The organism is Clostridium sp., from assembly GCF_036643715.1.
Taxonomy (GTDB): domain Bacteria; phylum Bacillota; class Clostridia; order Clostridiales; family Clostridiaceae; genus Clostridium.
The window spans coordinates 1-21,113 of record NZ_JAVXRL010000035.1 but is presented as its reverse complement, the minus strand read 5'-3'; the positions used below and the strand labels follow the sequence as shown (position 1 = coordinate 21,113).

Genomic DNA, 21,113 nt, shown 5'->3' with positions numbered 1-21,113 from the left:
ATACAAAACATTAAAAATTATGATATCATAGATAAGTATGATAAATTTAAAGATTTATAGGAGGAATATATGATAGATAAAGTATTTAGTATATATAAACAATTTAAAGAACAAATATTATATATAGTATTTGGAGTATTAACTACTGCTATAAATATTGTTGCATTTTTTGCGTGCACAAGAACTTTAGGACTAGGATTAATGACAAGTAATATAATTGCTTGGGTTGCTTCAGTTTTATTTGCTTTTGTAACAAATAAAATATATGTATTTGATAGTAGAAATTATACTATGCCTGTAGTTTTAAGAGAATTAATTGATTTTACTATATCAAGAGGTGCAACTGGACTTTTAGATATGGGATTAATGTATGTTTTCGTTTCAGTAATGGGAATAGAAGATATGATAAGTAAGATAGTAATAAATATAATAGTTATAATATTAAATTACATACTAAGTAAGGTATATGTATTTAAAGAAAAAAAATAGTGATATTTAAAGGGCTAGTATTTGAAATTATTTTCAGACACTAACCCTTTGTTTTTATTTACTAATATAAATTTTAGCTTCATTAATTAAAGAATCGTAATTATTTATTTCAGGATTTTTTAATACTATTTCTAAAAGGTGACTAAGTAAATCACCAACTATTTTGCCAGGTTTTAATTGAAGTTCTCTTATTAAAGTACCACCATCTACAGCTAAATCTTTAACTGAAAGAGGTGTATTTGAACTTAAAATAATATCAATTTTATTTTTCATATCGTGAATTTTATGTATAGCTACATTTGGGTCAGTTAATGACATAACATCAGCTTCTTGAAGTGATAAAAGAGAGTAAATATTTTCTTTAGATACTCTATTTATAAGTCTTTTTAATGCTATATTAGATGCATTATCTAAAACGTTCATATGCTCCTTAACTAAAGTACAAACTGTTTTTATAGTTTTATTATCAAATCTAAGTCTATTTAAAATTACTCTAGCCATCTTATCGCTTATGTTATTATGCCCAAAGAATCGACCATTTCCATTATCATCAATAAAAAATGATTTTGGTTTACCTATATCGTGTAATAATGCTGCAAGTCTTACATTTAAATTATTAGGACACTTTTCAACTACTGAAAGAGTATGATTAAACACATCCTCATAGTGATGCATATTTCTTTGATTAAATCCTATTGATGGAATCATTTCAGGAATTATTATTTGAATAAGGCCACATTCCTTTAGTAAGTTTAGACCGGCTCTAGCATTATTAGAAATAAGTATTTTACATAATTCATCTCGTATTCTTTCAGCACTTATATTTTTTATAAGGTCTTTATTATCTTTAATAGCATTTAAAGTTTTTTCTTCAATGGTAAAGTTTAATTGAGTAGAAAAACGTATAGCGCGAAGCATTCTAAGAGCATCTTCATTAAATCGCTTATTAGCATTACCAACTGACCTTATTATTTTATTATTTAAATCATCTATCCCACCAAAATAGTCTTTAAGCCCTTCGTTAGAATTGTAAGCAAAGGCATTAATAGTGAAATCACGCCTTGATAAATCCTCTTTAATATCACTAACAAAATTAACGGAAAGAGGATGACGATTATCTTTGTACTCACCTTCAGTCCTATAAGTAGTAACTTCAAAAGGTTCATTATCAATGAGTACAGTTATAGTACCATGCTTAATTCCTGTTGGAATAGTTTTATTAAATAAGCTTTCAGTAATTTCAGGTTTAGCAGATGTTGCTATATCATAATCTTTAGGCAGCTTATTTAAAAGAGCATCCCTTATACAGCCACCTACCATAAAAGCTTCATAGTTATTATTATAAAATTTATCTATTATATATTTAACATTGCTTGGAATAATTATATTCATACTATCCTCCTGTAATAAAAAAATACCTTATCTATATTATAGGGGAAATAGATAAGGTATCAAAACATAAGTTTTACTATTTTATTATTAGTTTAGTGTCTGTAGGAATGTTGTCATATAACCACTTAGAATCTTCTAAAGCAAGTCTTATACAACCATGGGAAACTGGTTTTCCTAAAGTATAATCAACTATTGTTTTTTGGTCTTCAGCAAAAGGTAGTGAGTGGAATAAGTAATCTCCATCAAACTGAACCCAGTACTTACCGCCTTGATTAAATTTCTTAGAGAAGAACCAAGTATCTCTATTTTTAATTGTATAAACCCCAGAAGGTGTTTCTGTACCTTCTTTTCCTGTAGCACATTTAAGTGATTTAAACAAACTCCAATTATTTTTTGATCCTTTATATATATGAGTTAATTGAGATGGCGTATCTACATACAATAAGTAATCACTACTACTTTCAAGGTTTAAAGAATTTATGTTTTGAGTGTTTATAGCTGATACTATTTTTGCTGATGATGCTTCAGCAGTAGAATTAGTACCATTTTTTTTGTTATAATCATCTCTAAGTTTTTTTAATTCTTCAATTTTGGATAGTAAATCCTTATCGTTATCAAGTAATGAAAGTTTGCTTTCTATTAAGTTAATTCCTTCTGTAAAGTGATCTATTGATTGCTTTTCATTAACAGTTTTTAATAAGTCTTCTTTAATTTTAGATTTACATTTAACTGTATAATCTATTGCAGTGCTAGAATTTTTATCACTGCTTGATATATTAGAAAATATTGATAAAGCTTCTTCAAAATTCCCTTTATTAAAGGCAACAACTCCTTTAGATAATGGAGTATTATTGGTTATATCATCTGATGTTACTGATACACTGCTATCATTTGAACTTGTTATTATATTGTATCTATTTATCTCATTTATAACTAATAGCGCTTCATCTGGATTAAGTTCATTTAAATTTAAATGGTCCTTAACTGAATTAACTTTAGTTCTAAAATATCCTTCTAAGTCATTTTCTAAAAATAAAGCTTTAAATACATTAAAATTACCTTCTGTAACTAAGTAATTATTTGCATCTCTATAATGACTTGAATCAAAGTAACTTTTAAAATTAGATACTAATGTTTTATAGCGAAATGCTTGGAAGCCAAGCGTGCAAGTCATAACTATTATTAAGGCTATAATTGGTATTAGTGGTATTTTAAAATGTCTCTTTTTCTTAGATTTAATTTTTCTTGGAACTAGGTTAAGTTCCTTAAAATTCTCATTTTTAATGTTTTTAATATTATATGACAATTATAAACCCTCCTAAAATGTTTTATATTTAATTATTAACCATATTTTGTAATATTAAACATAAAATATTTAATAATATAAATTAGTATGTTACTATAGTTAAAGAGGATTTAGGATAGAATAATATATATAGAAATTAGAAGGAGTAATAATAGTGAAGAAAGATAGCTTTTTTAGTAAACTAAAAAATAATATATATAACGTAAGTAATTTCCAAAGATATGTTAAATATGGAGTTTTAAGCGCAATAGTATATGCATTAATATTAAGTGTTATATTAGGTGGAATTAAAGGTTTCTATATTGGATTACAAACTAGAGATGAAATAACTCAAAGCGTACAAGAAGTTAAAGATCCAAGCAATGAATTTAATATAGAAAATGGTACGCTAAACACAAAGAAAGAGGCATCAACTATTGAAGCTGGCAACACAATAATTTGCGTAGATAGTAAAAAGGATTTAGCTCATGCAGAAGAACTTAGAAATATGTATATACATGGAGATGCTTACATATTAGCTCTTAAAGATGGTATAAAAATGGGTTCAGGTGAGATGAGTACAGAAATTAAATATACTGATTTCCTAAGCGGAAATTTAAATAATGAAGAACTTGCAAGTCAATTAACAACAATGGGAGTTATTATAGTACCTGTCATGACAGTATTTACAATGTTCCAGTACTTCGTAAATATGTTATTAAACTGCTTATTAGTGACTGCAATGTCATTATTAATTGGGACATTTATGGGATTGAAAATGAAGATATCTGCAATATATTCATTAGCAATATATGCATCAACATTACCAAGTCTTTTACTATTACCATTTAGTTTAATAAGACCTTATACACTATTTGATGTTCCATTTGTAATAGGAACAACAATATACTTAATATTCATATTAAGACAAATAAAAAAAGATATAATAAATAAAGTTAAAATATAAATAACAACTAGAAAAGCCTAAAAGTATCATTATAACTAAAAAGTAAGCTAAGAAATTTAAGTGGTTTATTTTAAATGTTATTTTGCATATTTTTAGGCTTTTCTAAGTTTATAGATAAATATAGTTTGATATAATAAAAAAATAGATATAATTTGTGGGGGTAGATTAGATGAAAATAATTCATACAAGCGACTGGCATATTGGAAAGATAGTAAATGATTTTTCTATGCTTGAAGATCAAAAATATATGTTAGAACAATTAATTAATTTCATAGAAAAAGAAAAGCCGGAAGTATTAATAATAGCGGGTGATATGTATGATAGATCGATTCCTCCCGTTGATGCTGTAGAGCTTTTAAACAATACGTTAAAGAAAATAATAATAGATAATGGTGTTAAAGTTATTGCAATATCAGGTAATCATGACAGTGGCGAGAGAGTAAGCTTTGGAGCAGAATTATTAGAAAAACAAGGATTATTCATAGCTGGACGTGATAGTGAATTATTTAAAAAAGTTACTATAGATGGAGAAGATGGAAAAGTTAATTTTTATTTAATACCATATAAAGACCCAGCTGTAGTAAGAAAATTAACTGAAGATAAAGAAATAAAAAATCATAATGATTCCATGGAAGCCGTAGTTAATATTATAAAAAAAGATATGAACTATGATGAGAGGAATGTTGTAGTTGCACACGGATATGTGACTATGTACAGAGATGAAGCTAAAAATAGAGAAGAAGATAAATATGAAGCAGCACATCTTGAAGTATCAGAATCAGAGAGACCTTTATCAATAGGAGGTACAGAGCTTATAGACTGTAATATTTTTAATGACTTTGACTATGTTGCGTTAGGACATCTTCATGGAAGACAAAAAGTAGGAAGAGACGAAGTAAGATATTCAGGTTCTTTACTTAAATATTCTTTTTCAGAAGTAAATCAGAAAAAAGGAATTACAGTATTAAATATAGATAAGAATAAAGAGACATCAATAGAACTAAAGGAGTTTAAACCTCTTAGAGATTTAAGAATAATAAAAGGTGATATAAATGATTTAGTGGAAAATGGTAGAACTATTGTGGAAGGTAGAGAAGACTATATACAAGCGGTGCTTACAGATGAAGGTGAAATACTAAATCCTATTGAAAAACTAAGAGCTATATATAAAAATGTCATGCTTATAACTAGGGAAAAGAAAAAGCAATATGATGATAGCAATACAGCGGCAAAGAAGGGTTATAAAAGTAAAACAGAAAAAGAACTATTTAAAGAATTTTACGAAGCACTTGGAAGTGGAGAATTTACTTTAGAAAAAGAAGAAGTTATAAATGGTACTATAAACGAAATATTAAAAAAAGGAGTGTAATTTATGAGACCAGTAAACTTAGTTATATCAGCATTTGGACCATATGCAAAAGAACAACAGCTAGACTTTGAAAAGCTAAACGGAAGAAATATATTTGTAATAACAGGATCAACTGGAGCTGGAAAGACAACAATTTTTGATGCTATAAGTTATGCTCTATACGGAGAAGCTAGTGGAGAAAGTAGGGAAAATGATTCTTTAAGAAGTCACTTTGCAGAACAAGATATTGAAACATTTGTTTTACTTGAATTTGAACTTAGAGGAAATATTTATAAAATACGCAGAAGTCCAAAACAGCCAAAGAAAAAGGTTAGAGGGGATGGATTTACAGAAAAAGATGCAGAAGCAACAATTGAACTTCCAAATGGTAAAGTAATAAGCGGTGTTAATAACGTAAATGAAAAGATAAATGAGATACTCGGAATAAATAAGGCTCAATTTAAGCAAATCGTTATGTTGCCACAAGGAGAGTTTAAGAAGCTATTACTTGCAAATTCTGTTGAACGTGAAGATGTTTTTAGAAAGATATTTAATACTTATAATTTTGAAGGAATACAAGGACTTTTAAAAGATAAGGCAATAAAACTTAGTAAAGAGAGAAACTTATGTAAGGAAAGAATGAAAACAAACCTTAATAATATTCAAGGTGAACATAATATAGAAATTGGTGAATATATTGATTTCCCTAAAGTAATTGAGGAACTTACAGAACTTATAGAAGAAGAGAAAAAGCAATATAAAAATAATGAGAAGTTAGCGAATGAAGTAAAGATAAAGCTTGAGGAAAAGAATAAAGAAAAGCTTATATCAGAGCAAAACAATAAATTATTATTAGAAAAGGAAGAAGTATTAAAGGAATTAGAACAATTACTTCTTAAAAAAGAACTTATTGAATCTTATAAAGTAATAAGTGATAAGGCAAAGAAAGCTAAAGAAGTAAGTTATATAGAGAAGAACTATGTAGAAAAGAAATCTTCACTAATTAGAAAAGAATCTGAAGAAGAAGAGTGCCTTAAAAATATAGAAGAATTCAAAATATGTTTAGATAGGCTAGAAAACTTAGTTAAAACAGAAGAAGAGAATGGAAGTTATAGAGATGAGCTTTCAGAAGAGATTGGAAGGCTTAAAATAATAGAACCCAAAATTAAAAATTATGATGAAAGTAAGAAAACAATAATACAATTAGAAAAGAAAATTATCGAAGCTAAAAATATGATAACTAAAAAAGAAACTGAATTTAATAATCTTAAATTAAATAGAGAAAAGAAGGAAAATAAATTAAAAAATATAAATGATCTTCAGTTAAAGAAAGTTAATATAGAAAATGAAATTGAAAAGAAGAAAAGTCTTATTAATGAAGCTAGAGATGCCTTTAAAATAATTGATTCCTATGAAAAGTTTAAGGTACTTCATAATAAGTTAAAAGGTGAATATACTGAAGTTGAATCTATATTTAAAAGAGTGAAAAATGAATATGAATATATGGATGAAGTTTTTAGAAAAGAACAAGCTGGAATACTTGCAGATGAGTTAACAGAAGGTGAGCCTTGCCCTGTATGTGGATCATTAAATCATCCAAATAAGGCAGTTAAAAGCAATGGGAATATTCCTACAACAGAAGAACTTAAAAAGAAGAAAAATGAATTTGATAAATATCAATTAGAATCTAACAATATGATGATTAAATTGACTAAGCTTAATTCTGAAGTAAATGGTGCATTAGAAAACTCTAATAAAGTATTAAAGAAGATTTCAGAAGAAATAAATATCAATGAAGAGTATGAAGAGTCATCAAAAGAAGATGTAAAGAAAATAGGAGTTAAATTAAAAGGTGAAATAGATAATTTAGAAATAGAGCAAAAAGAGATAATAAAAAAGGTTAATGAAAAATCAAGCATTGAAGCTGAAATATTAAAAATAGAAGAAGCATTAGGTAAGTATGAGTCTTCAATTAACGAGTTAAAAGAAATTGATAGAGATTTATACGCAAAGCTTGAAGGTAGCAAGTCATCATTAGATGAACTAGAAAAGGATATTCCAAAAGAGATAACTTCAATAGACCTTCTTAATGAAATAATAAATAAGAAAATTGCTGAACTAGAAGCTAGTAAAAATAAATTAAAATTAACTATTAAAAATAGAGATGAAAGCTTAACAAAGCTAGAAAGAGAAAGAGCAAAAGAAAGAGAGATATTAAGAAATATAGAAGAGTTAAAAATTGAGCTGAATGTAGATAAGGAATTATTAATAAAGTCCATGAAGAACAATGGATTTATAAATAATGAGCAATACATGGAGGCAAAGAGTAATATAGAAAAAATTACTACATTAGATGAAGAAATAGATAATTATAATAGTATGATTACAATTATAAAAGATAAAAGTAGTAATTTAGAAGAAAAGTGCAAGAATTTAATTTTAGTTGATACTAAAAATATTGATGAAGAAATTAAATCAATAAAAGATGAAGAAAAAGCTAAAAGAGATGAAGCACTTGCAGAGCATTCAATACTTCAAAGCAATAAAAATGTACTAACAAATGTTAAAGAGTTAAATAAAGAATTTAATAAGAAGGAAGAAGAATATAGAATAATTGGTGAGCTTTCAGACCTTGCAAATGGTAGAAAGAGTCCATATATATCTTTTGAGAGGTATGTTTTAGCATCATACTTCCAAGATATAATTGATGCTGCTAACTTAAGGCTTGAAAAAATGACTGGAGATAGATTTTCTTTAAAGAGAAAAACTAGCAAGAGTAAAGGTGCAGGTCAAAAAGGATTAGAACTTGAAATATACGATAACTATACTGCAAGTTCAAGAGATGTAAGCTCTTTATCAGGTGGAGAAAGCTTCAAAGCATCATTATCTTTAGCACTTGGATTATCTGATGTAGTTCAAGCAAGTTCTGGAGGAGTTTCATTAGAAACAATGTTTGTTGATGAAGGTTTTGGAACTTTAGATCCACAATCATTAGACAATGCTATTGATAGTTTATTAGAATTACAAAAGGGTGGAAGATTAGTTGGGATAATATCTCACGTTCAGGAACTCAAGGAGAGAGTTGATGCAAAGATAGAAGTAACATCAACCAAAGAAGGTAGCACTGCAAAATTTAATGTTTTATAAAAATAAAAAAGTGCTGTATCAAAATTATTTTGATACAGCACTTTTATTATTTAGCCTGTTCCTTACTAGGTCCACAAGCTTCAATATCATAAGCAACTTCAAAGAAACCCTGAGGATGATGACAAGCAGGACACTTCTTAGGAGCTTCAAGCCCTTCAAAGATGAAACCACAGTTTCTGCATTTCCAATACTCTTTAACATCTCTCTTATAAAGCAGATTATCCTTAAGATTAGCATAAAAGTCTAAATATCTTTGTTCATGATGCTTTTCAACTTCTAATATTTTAGTAAATGCAGTGTGCACTTCAGGATATCCTTCTTCTTTTGCAACTTTAGCAAACTCAGGATAAGCAGTACCCCATTCTTCTCTTTCGCCTTCAGCTGCATATTGTAAGTTATCTAAAGTAGTACCAAAGCCAATTGGATAATCAGCATTCACAGCAATATTAGAGTGTCCAAGACCTTCAATTAATAAATCATAAAATACTTTAGCATGAGCTCTTTCATTATCAGCAGTTTCTAAAAAAATAGCCTCAATTTGTTTGTGGCCTTCCTTCATAGCAACTTTTGAGAAAAAAGTATATCTATTTCTTGCTTGAGATTCTCCTGCAAAAGCTTTAGCTAAATTGTCAGCAGTTTTACTTCCTTTTAAACTTTTCATAAATAAAAAATCCCCTTTCAAATAGTTTAATAATAGTATTAACTATTTGAAAGGAGATTATGCCATAGTATTATACTGATCTATCATTTCCTTTAAAGAAAACAGTAAGGGTATTTGGACCAGAATGGCTACCAATTGCAAGTCCAATATAATTTATTATAATCTCTACGTTATATTTTTCTTTTATTAATGATGCTAATCTCTCTGCATCTTCAATACAATCACCATGAGATATAAATATAGTTTGATTTTCTACATCAACTACTTTTTCTTCAAATTTAGTAAATAAAGCTTTTATAGACTTCTTTCTTCCTTTAACTTTACTGAAATTTTGAAGAGTACCTTCATTTGGCATATAGAGAAGGGGCTTAACTTGAAGTAAAGAACCTATAGTTGCAACAGCAGGAGATATTCTACCTCCACGTTTTAGATGATTTAAATCATCTACTGTAAATATATGATTTACTTTAAGCTTTGTATCTTCTAAATATGATACGATATCTTCCTTAGATGCTCCTTTTTCTTTAAGGACACAAGCATCATATACAAGCAGTCCAACACCTAAAGAAGCAGAACGAGTATCTATTATTGAAATATCTGCATTTGGATAATTTTCTAAAATATCCTCTCTAGCAATTAAAGAACTATTATAAGTTCCACTTAAACCAGAAGAGAAAGCTATATATATTACAGGGATATTATCCTTAGCATACTTTTCAAATACTTCATAGAATCTATAGCTATTTATTTGAGATGTACTAGGCATGGCACCATTTCTTAATGCGTCATAAAAATCTTTATAACTAATTGATTTCCCACAATCCTCAATATAATCTGAGTTATTAAAATTACAAACAAGTCCAATATAATGAATAGAAAATTTATTTATTATGTCTTGTGGTAAATCGCAACTAGAATCTGTTACTATAACAAAATTATTGATAACAAAAACCTCCTTTTTGATTTTTAAATAAAAAATGCACTCTATTAATAATATTATAATTATAAACATAAATGTATCTATTATTTCAAATAAATAAAAAAATATTATTAAAGTTATAAAAAAATAAATTTAAATCTAAAATAAAATCTAATTTAAGGATTTTATACAAAATAATGGTTGTTAGTTAATGTAAAAGATGTTAAAATTTATTTATGTAGTATTTAGGGATTAAGGTAGGAGAAGTTATGTGTCATTATGCAAATAAAAGTGATTATGAAAATTTGTCAAAAGATGAGATGCTTGAACTTATTTGTGATCTGAAAATTAAAGAGGAGAAATTAGAAAAATTCATATCTAATATTTCCCATGATTTAAGGTCTCCATTAAATGTGATAATGAGTATCTATCAAATGTTAGAATCCATAAAAGATGAAAACGTTGAAACAAAAGAAAAAGAGTATTTAGAGATGTTAAAGAGAAATAGCTATAAGATGCTAAAGCTTATAGATAATTTAATAGATGTAACTAGGTTAGAGAAAAATTTTTTTAGTATAAAGAAAAAAAATATAGAGATAGTAAATTTTATGGAAAACACTATAGCATCTATTGATAAGTATGCAAAACAAAAAGATATGACACTTGTATTTGATACTAATAAAGAAGAATGTATAACAGCTATTGATCCAGAAGCTTTTGACAGAATATTTATTAATTTACTTTCTAATGCAATAAAATTTTCAAAGAGTGGAGACTGCATTTATGTAACACTAATGATAGATGATATTAACATTAAAGTCAGTGTAGTGGATAATGGAGTTGGAATAAGCACGGAAGATCAAAAAAGCATATTTAATAGATTTACTCAAGCTATGAAAACTAAAACAGAATATAAAGGTAGTGGAATTGGACTTGATTTAGTTAAATCACTTGTAGAATTGCATGATGGATATATTACACTAAAAAGTGAAGTTTCAAAGGGTTCTGATTTTACTGTAGTAATTCCTAGAAGTAAATTAGAAAAAGAAGAAGAAAAGATTGATGAAACTAGTAATAATGTTCAGTTATTAGAGATAGAGTTTTCAGATATATATTTATAACTAGAAGAGTAAAGGAAAATGGCTTTAAAGGGCTATTTTCCTTCTTAAATTGGGACAAATTGATTTGCACTACTGTCATTTTTATGATAATATATGTCTGGTAGTAAAAGTTAATATTAAGGGGCGTTAGTTAAATGGATATAACATACCGCTACGGACGGTACATTATGGGTTCGATTCCTATACGCCCTACCAGAAACTCCAAAAGTGATACTTTTGGAGTTTTTTTTGAAATTTTATGCAAAAAAATGATTACAAAATAGCCCAACTGTACATAGTTTATAATATATATTATAATTATATATATTAATTTATTGAATAATTTGGGAATGAGACATATGTGCCTAGAGGAGGTATACATTGAGTAAAGAGTGCAAATTAAGCGTAATAATGCCTGTGTATAATGTAGAAGAATATTTAGAAGAAACACTAGAGTCAGTTGTTAATCAAACAATGGAAGATTATGAAATTATATTAGTTAATGATGGATCAACAGATAATAGTCAATTAATTATAGATAATTACGCAAAAAGATATGAAAACATAACAAGTATATATCAAAATAATTCAGGACCTGGTAGAGCTAGAAACAAGGGGATAGAAGTTTCTAGAGGGGAATACATAATATTCGTTGATTCAGATGACATAATACCAGGAGATGCTCTTTTTGAAAGGTATAATCATGCAAAAAATAATAATGCAGATATAGCTGTGTGTGCAACACATATGTATGATGGGGAAAAAGATTGGCCAATAAGAAGTCATTTCTTAGAAGAAGGGTATAAAGACATAAGAAAAGATTTTGAATTATTATGGATGATGGGACCATGTAATAAGATCTACAAGAGAGATATAATTAGAGATATAAGATTCCCAGAGGATATTAACTATGGTGAGGACCAAGTTTTTGTTCTTAGAGCTTATCTTTCTGCAAATAAAATATATAGTTCACAATATGTAGGATATTATTACAGGATGAGAAAAGAAAACGGGGGATCTTTAACACAACAGGTTTTTGTAGATCCATCTAAAGTAATAAATAATGTAGCAGTGTTATGGAAACTTGTTTCACATGATATAGACTTTACGATAAAAGATGAAAACATAAAAAATAATCTTAAAGATGCGTATTTTTATAGGTTGGTTAACGTTAATATATGGCCACCTTTTAAAGAGGCGTTCATAGGTAAGAAAAAAACAGATAAATACAAAGTTTATGAAAGTATGCAAAACTTAATACAAGGAGTTGATAGGGCGCAATTTCAAAAGCTAGGTAAAATCAAAAAAATCGTATTTAATACAATATACGAAAATAGAAATTCATCAATAAACAAAGTATCAATTAGTAAAATAACGTCACTTATTTATGTAAGTTATAAAGCAGCAGAATTAAGGAAAGATATTAATAAGCTAAAGAGAAAGTTAAGTATATGATAAATATGTTTTATTATTAGGAGGAAACTATGTTGGATAATCAGTATAAAGTGAGTGTAATAATACCTGTATATAATGTAGAGGCATATCTTAGAGAAACTCTTGATTCTATAATGAATCAAACGTTAAAGGATGTAGAAATAATATTAGTTAATGATGGTTCTACGGATGGAAGTCAAAATATAATAGATGAGTATGCTAAAAAATATGAAAATATAGTAAGTATATATCAAGATAACGCAGGCCCTGGACAAGCGAGAAATAAAGGGATAAAGGCAGCTACTGGTAAGTATACTGTTTTTGTAGATTCAGATGATATTTTACCACACGACTCATTAGAAGTTAGATATAACCTTGCAGAAGAAAATAATGCGGACATGATAGTATGTGCAACTTGCATGTATAACGGTGAAGAAACATGGCCAGTAAAGACACACTTCTTTGAAGAAGGCGAAAAGGACATAAGAAAAAACTATGAGTTATTTTGGATGATGGGACCTTGCAATAAGTTATATAGTACAGAACTTATAAAAGATTTAGAATTTCCAGCTGGAATAAACTATGGTGAAGATCAAGTATTTGTTACAAGAGCATACATAAGAGCTAAGAAAATATTCAGTACTCAATACGTTGCATATCATTATAGAATTAGAAATAATCCAGGGGAGTCATTAACACAACAAGTTTTTGTAAATCCTCATAAAGTAATTGATGATGTTAAGAAATCTTGGGTGTTAGCTCTAAATGAGATTAATTCACACATATCAAATAGATATATTGCAAGAGAACTTGAAGAGGCATACTTAATAAGACTAGTTGACATAAATATATGGCCACCATTTAAAAATGCAATAGTAAGTAAAAACAATGAAGTTCAAATAGAAGCACTAAAGAGTATGAGTGAACTATTAGACAATATAGATTCTAAAATACTTAATCAATTTGAAAAACTAAGATGGATGTTAACAAGAGGAGTAATAGAAAGATTCTTGTTTCTAACTAAGGATGCTAGAAAAGAGTATATTAAGCTATTATCAAAAACATTCAAGAAGTTAGATGTTGATAATGTAACAGAACTAAGAGAGCATTATGCTTACATGGTTGATTATATGGAAAAATCAGTTAAGCATAATAGTACTAAGTACATATATATGTACTTAATTAGAAGAAGACTTAGAAGAGTTAGAAATACATTAAATAGAAGAAGTAATAAAGCATTCTTCTACTTATGCAAACTACTACCGATTAAAAAGAATAAAGTAGTTTTAGCTAGTAATAAATCACAATATTTAACAGGTAATTTAAGAGCAGTTTATGATGAGTTAATTGAGAGAGATAACTCAGAAATAAAAGTTTATTTAGATAAATATAGAAATAAATTAGAAATATTAAAGATGTATTATAATTTTGCAACAGCAAAAACAATACTATTAGATGATTACTACAGACAGCTTTATGGATTAAAATTTAGAAGTGATACTGAAGTAATCCAAGTTTGGCATGCATGTGGTGCTTTCAAGAAATTCGGATTTAGTGCAATTGGAAAGCGTGATGGAAATTCATTAAGATTTGAGCAAAATGCTCACTTACATTACACTAAAGTAGTAACAAGTTCTAAAGATATAAATAAGCATTATGCAGACGCTTTCCACATAAAAGAAGAAAATGCATTACCACTTGGAGTTCCAAGAACAGATATATTATTAGACAAAGATTATAGAGAATATATAACAAATAGATTATTAGACGATTATCCTTCATTAGAAGGAAAGAAGATAATAACATATGCACCTACATTTAGGGGTGGAGCTAAAGAAAGACAAAACTTTAAGTTAAAGTTAGACCCAGTTAAAATATTACAATCACTAGGTGATGACTATGCTGTAGTCTTAAAATTGCATCCAAGTGTTAAAAATGGTCTAAATGGATCACTAGATATACCGCACGAACTATCAGACAGAATACTTAGTTTAGATAGTAGCATTGATGTAAATGAATTATTAGTAATAACAGATATACTAATAACAGATTACTCATCAGTTTTATTCGAAGCAGCATTATTAGATAAGAAAATATTATTATATGCATACGATAAGGAAGCTTATCTTGGAGAAAGAGATTTCTACTATGATTATGATGAGTTCGTTCCAGGTCCGATAGCTTATAATAATAAAGATATAATAGATATAGTAAAGGAGGATAAATTCGATATTAACAAGGTCAGAAGTTTTAAAAATAGATTTTTTGACTATAATGATGGAAAGGCGAGTAAAAGATTAGTTGATTATATAACTAGTAAAAGATAAATAGGTGATATTATGTTAAAGACTATAATAAAAGAAAATGTTCAGAACATTAAACAAACAATACTAATATCTAAAGCAGATTTAGTTAAATTTTATAAAGGTGCTGCGCTTGGGTACTCTTGGGCTGTTATAAGACCAATGGTAACAATATTAGTTTACCTTTTTGCATTTACATTTATAAGAACAAGTTCAAAGGTAGATGGATTTGAATACTTCCTATGGCTTGTTGCAGGTTTATGTCCATGGTTTTTTGTTAATGATGCTATAGTTGGTGGAGCTATGTCAATTAGACAGTACAGACATTTTGTAACTAAAATGAAGTTCCCAATTTCAACAATACCAACATTCGTATTATTATCAAAACTATATGTACAAATAATGCTACTTGTTGTTGCAATAGCTATTTTTGCGGTATTTGGATACTATCCAGATATATATTACTTACAGTTCTTATATTATATTCCTGTAATGTATATATTCTTCTTAGTACTTTCATGGACTCTATCATCACTATCAGTTATAAGTAGAGACTTTGAAAACTTAGTTAAAGCTGCAATCCAAGCAGTATTATGGTTAACACCAATACTTTGGAATATAAACAGTGTACATTCTCCTATATTGAAATTTGTACTTAAGTTAAATCCAGTTAATTATTTTATTGAAGGATATAGAGATATATTGCTTTATAAAAAATGGTTTTTCGAAAGCACATATTCAATATATATATGGATTGTAATTATAATTGTAGCGCTAATCGGTAGTCATATTTATAAGAAACTATACAAAGATTTTGCGGACGTTTTATAAGGAGAAGATTTATGGAATATGCAGTTGAATTTAATAATGTAGTTAAAGAATATAAACTATATAAAGACGATAAAGATAGATTTAAGGATTTATTTTGGGGTAAGAGATATACTCCATATAGAGCTATAGATAATATAGATTTAAAATTACCTCAAGGGGAAGTTATAGGTATACTTGGTAAAAATGGATCAGGTAAATCAACGATTCTTAAAATGGTAACAGGCGTTGTATACCCAACAGAGGGAGAAATAATTGTTAATGGTAAAGTATCAGCTTTATTAGAATTAACAGCTGGTTTTGACCTTGAACTTACAGGTAGAGAAAATATATATCTTAAAGGCTATTCAATGGGAATGGTAAGAAGTGAGATAAACAAGAAAATCGATGATATGATTGATTTCTCAGAACTTGGAGATTATATAGAGCAACCAGTAAGAATGTATTCAAGTGGTATGAAGGCTCGTTTAGGGTTTGCTATTGCAGTTAATATTGATCCAGACATACTAGTTGTTGATGAAGCACTAGCAGTTGGTGATGAAATATTTAGACAAAAGTGCATGAATAGAATGGATAAATTCAGAGATGAAGGAAAGACAATATTATTCGTATCTCACTCACTTCCTCAAATGAGAGATTTCTGTACTAAAGGTGTTTGGTTGCATCAAGGACAGATAATAGCAGAAGGGGATATTGATGAGATAGCAAACATGTATAAGCACTATTTAAATGGTGTAACTGTTGAAAAGATAATTAAAGATATAGAAAAATACAAAGATTTAGTAGAAATAAAACAAAGCTTAATAGATATTGATATGTTTGATGATAGCGTTAAATTTGAAGGATATATACAAGTTGAACCATTTAGCAAGAAGTTTAAACTTGCAAGTATTAGATTGCATCAAGATGATGAAATACATGAGTTTTATGATATTGAATCTAAGTATGATGAAGAAACAAACAGAGTAGAATATGTGTTTAATATGAACTTTAAAGATATACCAAAAGGTTACTATAATGTTGAACTAAACCTTGATGTCCAAGGGGAGGAATATATTAGACAGGTTTGGTGTATGAATAAGATTGGACAGTTCATGGCAAAAGAGCATAATACTTCATTAATAATAAAGAACAATAGACTTAAGATAAAAAAAGATTAGAGATAAATATAAGCCGCTAAAGATAAGTTAAGTAATAGCTTTCTTTAGTGGTTTTTGAATATTTATTTATGGACGTGAAATATTAAAATTAATGTAATAAAAAAGCTCTGAATTATGATACAATTATAATAATATGGAAATTAAACTAAAATGAAAAATATGAGCACATAGGAGTGATATTGTGATTTACGCAGAGATATTAGCAGGTGGAAAAGGTACTCGTATGGGTAATACTGAAATGCCAAAGCAATTTTTAAAAATTGGAGAGAAGCCAATAATAATCCATACAGTAGAGACATTCTTATTAAATAGTAGATTTAGTAAGGTGATAATTACAACGCCAAAGCAATGGATACAACACACAAATGATTTAATAAATAGATATATCCCTAAGAACTTAAGAGAGCATGTAGTAATATGCGCTGGGGGATCTGACAGAAATGAATCAATAATGAGTGGTATTAGATATATTGAAAAAGAATTTGGAATAAATGATGATGATGTAATAATTACTCATGATGCAGTTAGACCATTTTTAACACATAGAATAATAAATGATAACATAGATTCAGCACTACAATTCGGAGCTTGTGACACAGTAGTACCAGCTTTCGATACAATAGTTGAATCAGTTGATGGAGATATAATAAGTGACATTCCAAGACGTGATTTTATGTATCAAGGTCAAACACCTCAAAGTTTCAACATAAAGGAATTAGTTTCACTTTATGACTCATTAACAAGTGAGGAAAAACAAGTATTAACAGATGCTGCAAAGATATTCGTAGTTAAAGGAAAATATGTTAAGTTAGTTCAAGGGGAAGTATTCAACATGAAGATAACAACTCCATACGATCTAAAATTAGCAAATGCTTTAGTGAAGGATGAGATAAATGATAAATAAGGTATATAGATTAATAGCCCCTAAGCAAATAACAGTAGAATTCGAAGAAAGAAGCTTAGATGGTGAAGGAATTATTGTAAGACCTACTAGATTATCAGTTTGTGCAGCAGACCAAAGATATTATACAGGAACAAGAGGAAAGGAAGCTATGAAAAAGAAACTTCCTATGGCCCTTATTCATGAAGGTGTTGGAGAAGTAATTTACGATCCTAAGGGAGAATTTAAACCTGGTGATACAGTTGTTATGATTCCAAATACTCCAACTGAAAGTGATGATGTAATAGCAGAAAACTATTTAAGAACAAGTAAATTTAGAGCAAGTGGATACGATGGTTTTATGCAACAATATGTATTTATGGGAAGAGATCGTATTATAAAATACGATAATATAAACCATGATGTTGCTTCATTTTTAGAACTTATAAGTGTATCAGCACACTCAATAGATAGATTTGATAAAAGAGCTCACGAAAGAAGAGATGTAATTGGTGTTTGGGGAGATGGAAATGTAGGATTTATAACTGCATTAATATTAAAGAAGAAATTCCCTAAATCAAAAATAGTTGTGTTTGGTAAGAATGAAGAAAAGCTTAACTTCTTCTCATTTGTAGATGAAACTTACTCAATAGATAGCATACCAGAAGGTTTAATGGTAGATCATGCTTTTGAAGCTGTTGGTGGAAAAGCAAGTGAATATGCAATAGACCAAATAATAGACTACATTAATCCAGAAGGAACTATTGGTATACTTGGAGTTTCAGAAAATGCAGTTCCAATAAATACTAGAATGGTTCTAGAAAAAGGGATTACTATTGTAGGAAGTAGTAGAAGTGGTAGATGTGATTTTAAGGATGCTGTTGATTTCTTAGAAGAACATGAAGATGCTCAAAATCAACTACAAAAGTTAATTTCAGCTGTAATTGATGTAAGAGGAATTGAAGATATCATAAAGGGCTTTGAACACGACTTAACAACTCCATTTAAAACTGTTTTAAATTGGAGAGTGTAATACTAGAGATAAAGACCCTTTATTAAAAGGGTCTTTAAATATATCTTAAGGTGAGGATATTAGTAAATGAAAACATTAGAGAGAGTAATACTTAAGTACCTACTAAGGATTGTATATATAGTTTCTTATATATGCCCTGTAAAGAAGAGAATTGTATTTGCAACATATAGAAACGATACAATGGATGGTAACTTTAAATATATACATGAGGAATTAAAAAGAAGAGATACAGGATATGAATGCAAATTCTTATATGAGAAATATGGTGGTGGGTTGAAAGGGACTATAACTTACTTCCTTCACATGATGAAAGCTACTTTTTATATGGCTACATCAGAATATTTTCTTATAGATGATTTTTACTTCCCAGTTTATACAGTAAATAAACTTAGAAAAAACACTGAAGTAGTTCAAGTATGGCATGCTTGTGGTGCATTTAAGAAATTTGGATTTAGCATATTAGACAAAAATTTTGGAGCAGATAACAATTATGTAAAGTATATTCCAATACATAGCAATTATTCACATGTTTTAGTAAGCTCAAAAGAAGTTGCTAAGTACTATGCAGAAGCTTTTAATATGAGCGAAAATAATATTGATCCAATAGGAGTTCCAAGAACAGATATATTCTTTAATGAAGAAATGCAAAAGGAAGCAAGAGAAAAAGTGTACAACAAATTCCCAGAGATAAGAGGGAAGAATATTGTTTTATATGCACCAACATTTAGAGGTAATAGTCAATCAGATGCAAAGGCAGCTTTAAGTTTTGATATTGATAAAGTTGTAGAAACTTTACCAGAAAACTACATACTAGCTTTAAAGATGCATCCATTTGTAAAAGATGGAGTTAAGACAGATAATGATAGAGTTGTAGATTTATCAGATTACTCTGCAATAAATGATATTTTAATAATGACAGATCTTCTTATAACAGATTATTCTTCAATAGTATTTGAGTATTCATTATTAGAAAAACCGATGATTTTCTATGCAGACGATTTAAATTCATATGAGCATGAAAGAGATTTCTATTACCCATATGAAAGTTTTGTACCAGGTCCAATTGCATCAAATACAGAGGAACTTGTTAAAGTTTTAAATAATAGCAATTGTGATTATGAAAAAATAAAAGCCTTTAAAAATAAATTCTTTGATGATGTAGATGGATTAGCATCAAAAAGATTTGTAGATAGAATTATTTTAAAGAAAGATAATTAGGTGAAGCTTATGAAGAAGGTTATATTTATATCATCAACAGGTGGACATTTATCTGAATTAATGCAACTTAAAAGAATATTCAATAATTATGATTATCATATAATTACAGAAAAAACCGATACAACTTTAAAGCTAAAAGATGAGTATGGAAAAAGAATAAGCTATTTAGTGTATGGAGCTAGAAATTATATGTTCAGTTATATATTTAAATTTTCTTATAATATTATAAAGTCATTTTTCCTATATTTAAAAATAAGACCAGATGTTATTGTAACAACAGGTGCGCATACTGCTGTACCTATATGTTATATAGCTAAATTCTTTAAGAAGAAGATTATATTTGTAGAGTCTTTTGCAAGAGTTAACTCTAAAAGTATGTCAGGTAAGATGATTAATAAAATTGCTGATGTATTTTTAGTTCAACATGAAGAATTGTTAGATGTTTATGAGAATTCAACATATAAAGGAGATTTATATTAATGATATTCGTTATTTTAGGAACTCATGAATTAGAGTTTAAAAGATTACTTAAATATTTAGAAGATATGGATATTAAAGAAAAAGTAGTAATTCAGTCAGGTAATACGGAATTTTCTTCAGAAAGGTATGAAATAATACCATTTTTACCACCTAAAGATTTCGATAGATATATAGATGAGAGTGATCTTATAATAACTCATGGTGGTGTGGGATCAATTCTTACAGGGCTTAAGTACAATAAAAAAGTTATAACAATGGCAAGACTCTCAAAGTATAGAGAGCATAATGATGACCATCAATTAGAAATATGTAATAAGCTTTCAAAAGAAGGATATACAATCAATTGTATAGATTTTGAGACACTTAAAGAAGCTATTAATAATTATAAAGATATAGAACTTAAACCATATGTATTTGATAATAGTAAATTAGTGAATTTTATAGATAAAACTATAAATACTATTTAATA

The 21,113-nt window shown here is 28.1% G+C and carries 18 protein-coding genes and 1 tRNA gene; 15 read left to right on the top strand and 4 right to left on the bottom strand.

Going from position 1 to position 21,113, the window contains the following annotated elements:
* Positions 1-69 precede the first annotated feature (69 nt).
* The gene (locus tag RSF37_RS10595) at positions 70-489 is read left to right on the top strand and encodes a GtrA family protein (protein ID WP_332523668.1); all 420 of its coding nucleotides are present in this window, start codon (positions 70-72) and stop codon (positions 487-489) included.
* A 54-nt stretch (positions 490-543) separates the two neighbouring features.
* On the opposite strand, the gene RSF37_RS10590 is transcribed toward RSF37_RS10595, so the two are convergent.
* A complete protein-coding gene (locus tag RSF37_RS10590; protein WP_332523667.1) occupies positions 544-1,881 on the bottom strand; it encodes a CCA tRNA nucleotidyltransferase in 1,338 nt (445 codons plus the stop codon).
* A 76-nt stretch (positions 1,882-1,957) separates the two neighbouring features.
* Entirely contained in the window at positions 1,958-3,187 is a 1,230-nt protein-coding gene (locus RSF37_RS10585) for a L,D-transpeptidase (protein ID WP_332523666.1), read from the bottom strand.
* 154 nt (positions 3,188-3,341) lie between these two features.
* Between RSF37_RS10585 and RSF37_RS10580 the strand changes: the two genes are divergently transcribed.
* The 3 genes from RSF37_RS10580 to RSF37_RS10570 all read left to right on the top strand — a co-directional run bounded on the left by RSF37_RS10580 (position 3,342) and on the right by RSF37_RS10570 (position 8,628).
* Positions 3,342-4,133: a DUF1189 family protein gene (locus RSF37_RS10580; RefSeq protein WP_332523665.1), complete on the top strand. Its 792-nt coding sequence runs from the start codon at positions 3,342-3,344 to the stop codon at positions 4,131-4,133.
* Between the two features lie 169 nt (positions 4,134-4,302).
* Positions 4,303-5,502, top strand: coding sequence for an exonuclease SbcCD subunit D (locus tag RSF37_RS10575; protein ID WP_332523664.1), 1,200 nt, complete (start codon positions 4,303-4,305; stop codon positions 5,500-5,502).
* Between the two features lie 3 nt (positions 5,503-5,505).
* Positions 5,506-8,628: an SbcC/MukB-like Walker B domain-containing protein gene (locus tag RSF37_RS10570; protein ID WP_332564366.1), complete on the top strand. Its 3,123-nt coding sequence runs from the start codon at positions 5,506-5,508 to the stop codon at positions 8,626-8,628.
* Positions 8,629-8,674: 46 nt separating this feature from the next.
* Here the strand turns inward: RSF37_RS10570 and rbr are convergent, their stop codons facing one another.
* Together rbr and RSF37_RS10560 are read right to left on the bottom strand one after the other, a co-directional pair.
* Positions 8,675-9,289, bottom strand: coding sequence for a rubrerythrin (rbr, locus tag RSF37_RS10565; RefSeq protein ID WP_332564365.1), 615 nt, complete (start codon positions 9,287-9,289; stop codon positions 8,675-8,677).
* Positions 9,290-9,359: 70 nt separating this feature from the next.
* Positions 9,360-10,232: a DegV family protein gene (locus RSF37_RS10560; protein ID WP_332564368.1), complete on the bottom strand. Its 873-nt coding sequence runs from the start codon at positions 10,230-10,232 to the stop codon at positions 9,360-9,362.
* Positions 10,233-10,477: 245 nt separating this feature from the next.
* Here RSF37_RS10560 and RSF37_RS10555 point away from each other — a divergent pair, with 245 nt between their 5' ends.
* The 11 genes from RSF37_RS10555 (at position 10,478) to pssE (ending at position 21,111) form a co-directional block, all read left to right on the top strand.
* Entirely contained in the window at positions 10,478-11,329 is an 852-nt protein-coding gene (locus RSF37_RS10555) for a sensor histidine kinase (protein ID WP_332523660.1), read from the top strand.
* A gap of 120 nt (positions 11,330-11,449) precedes the next feature.
* Positions 11,450-11,524, top strand: a tRNA-Arg gene (locus tag RSF37_RS10550).
* Between the two features lie 165 nt (positions 11,525-11,689).
* Complete coding sequence (locus RSF37_RS10545; protein ID WP_332523659.1) at positions 11,690-12,763, top strand: glycosyltransferase family 2 protein; 1,074 nt, start codon at positions 11,690-11,692, stop codon at positions 12,761-12,763.
* A gap of 29 nt (positions 12,764-12,792) precedes the next feature.
* Entirely contained in the window at positions 12,793-15,069 is a 2,277-nt protein-coding gene (locus RSF37_RS10540; RefSeq protein ID WP_332523658.1) for a bifunctional glycosyltransferase/CDP-glycerol:glycerophosphate glycerophosphotransferase, read from the top strand.
* Positions 15,070-15,081: 12 nt separating this feature from the next.
* The gene (locus RSF37_RS10535; RefSeq protein WP_332523657.1) at positions 15,082-15,876 is read left to right on the top strand and encodes an ABC transporter permease; all 795 of its coding nucleotides are present in this window, start codon (positions 15,082-15,084) and stop codon (positions 15,874-15,876) included.
* Positions 15,877-15,887: 11 nt separating this feature from the next.
* On the top strand, positions 15,888-17,033 hold the full coding sequence (locus RSF37_RS10530) for an ABC transporter ATP-binding protein (RefSeq protein ID WP_332523656.1): 1,146 nt from the start codon (positions 15,888-15,890) through the stop codon (positions 17,031-17,033).
* 181 nt (positions 17,034-17,214) lie between these two features.
* On the top strand, positions 17,215-17,937 hold the full coding sequence (locus tag RSF37_RS10525; RefSeq protein ID WP_332523655.1) for an IspD/TarI family cytidylyltransferase: 723 nt from the start codon (positions 17,215-17,217) through the stop codon (positions 17,935-17,937).
* Entirely contained in the window at positions 17,927-18,946 is a 1,020-nt protein-coding gene (locus RSF37_RS10520) for a zinc-binding dehydrogenase (protein WP_332523654.1), read from the top strand. The genes RSF37_RS10525 and RSF37_RS10520 overlap by 11 nt, the downstream gene beginning before the upstream one ends.
* 66 nt (positions 18,947-19,012) lie before the next feature.
* Positions 19,013-20,164 (top strand): CDP-glycerol glycerophosphotransferase family protein, encoded by a 1,152-nt coding sequence (locus RSF37_RS10515; protein WP_332523653.1) that lies wholly within the window; start codon positions 19,013-19,015, stop codon positions 20,162-20,164.
* Between the two features lie 9 nt (positions 20,165-20,173).
* The gene (gene pssD, locus RSF37_RS10510) at positions 20,174-20,644 is read left to right on the top strand and encodes a PssD/Cps14F family polysaccharide biosynthesis glycosyltransferase (RefSeq protein ID WP_332523652.1); all 471 of its coding nucleotides are present in this window, start codon (positions 20,174-20,176) and stop codon (positions 20,642-20,644) included.
* On the top strand, positions 20,644-21,111 hold the full coding sequence (gene pssE / locus RSF37_RS10505; protein WP_332523651.1) for a PssE/Cps14G family polysaccharide biosynthesis glycosyltransferase: 468 nt from the start codon (positions 20,644-20,646) through the stop codon (positions 21,109-21,111). The genes pssD and pssE overlap by 1 nt, the downstream gene beginning before the upstream one ends.
* Positions 21,112-21,113: the final 2 nt, after the last annotated feature.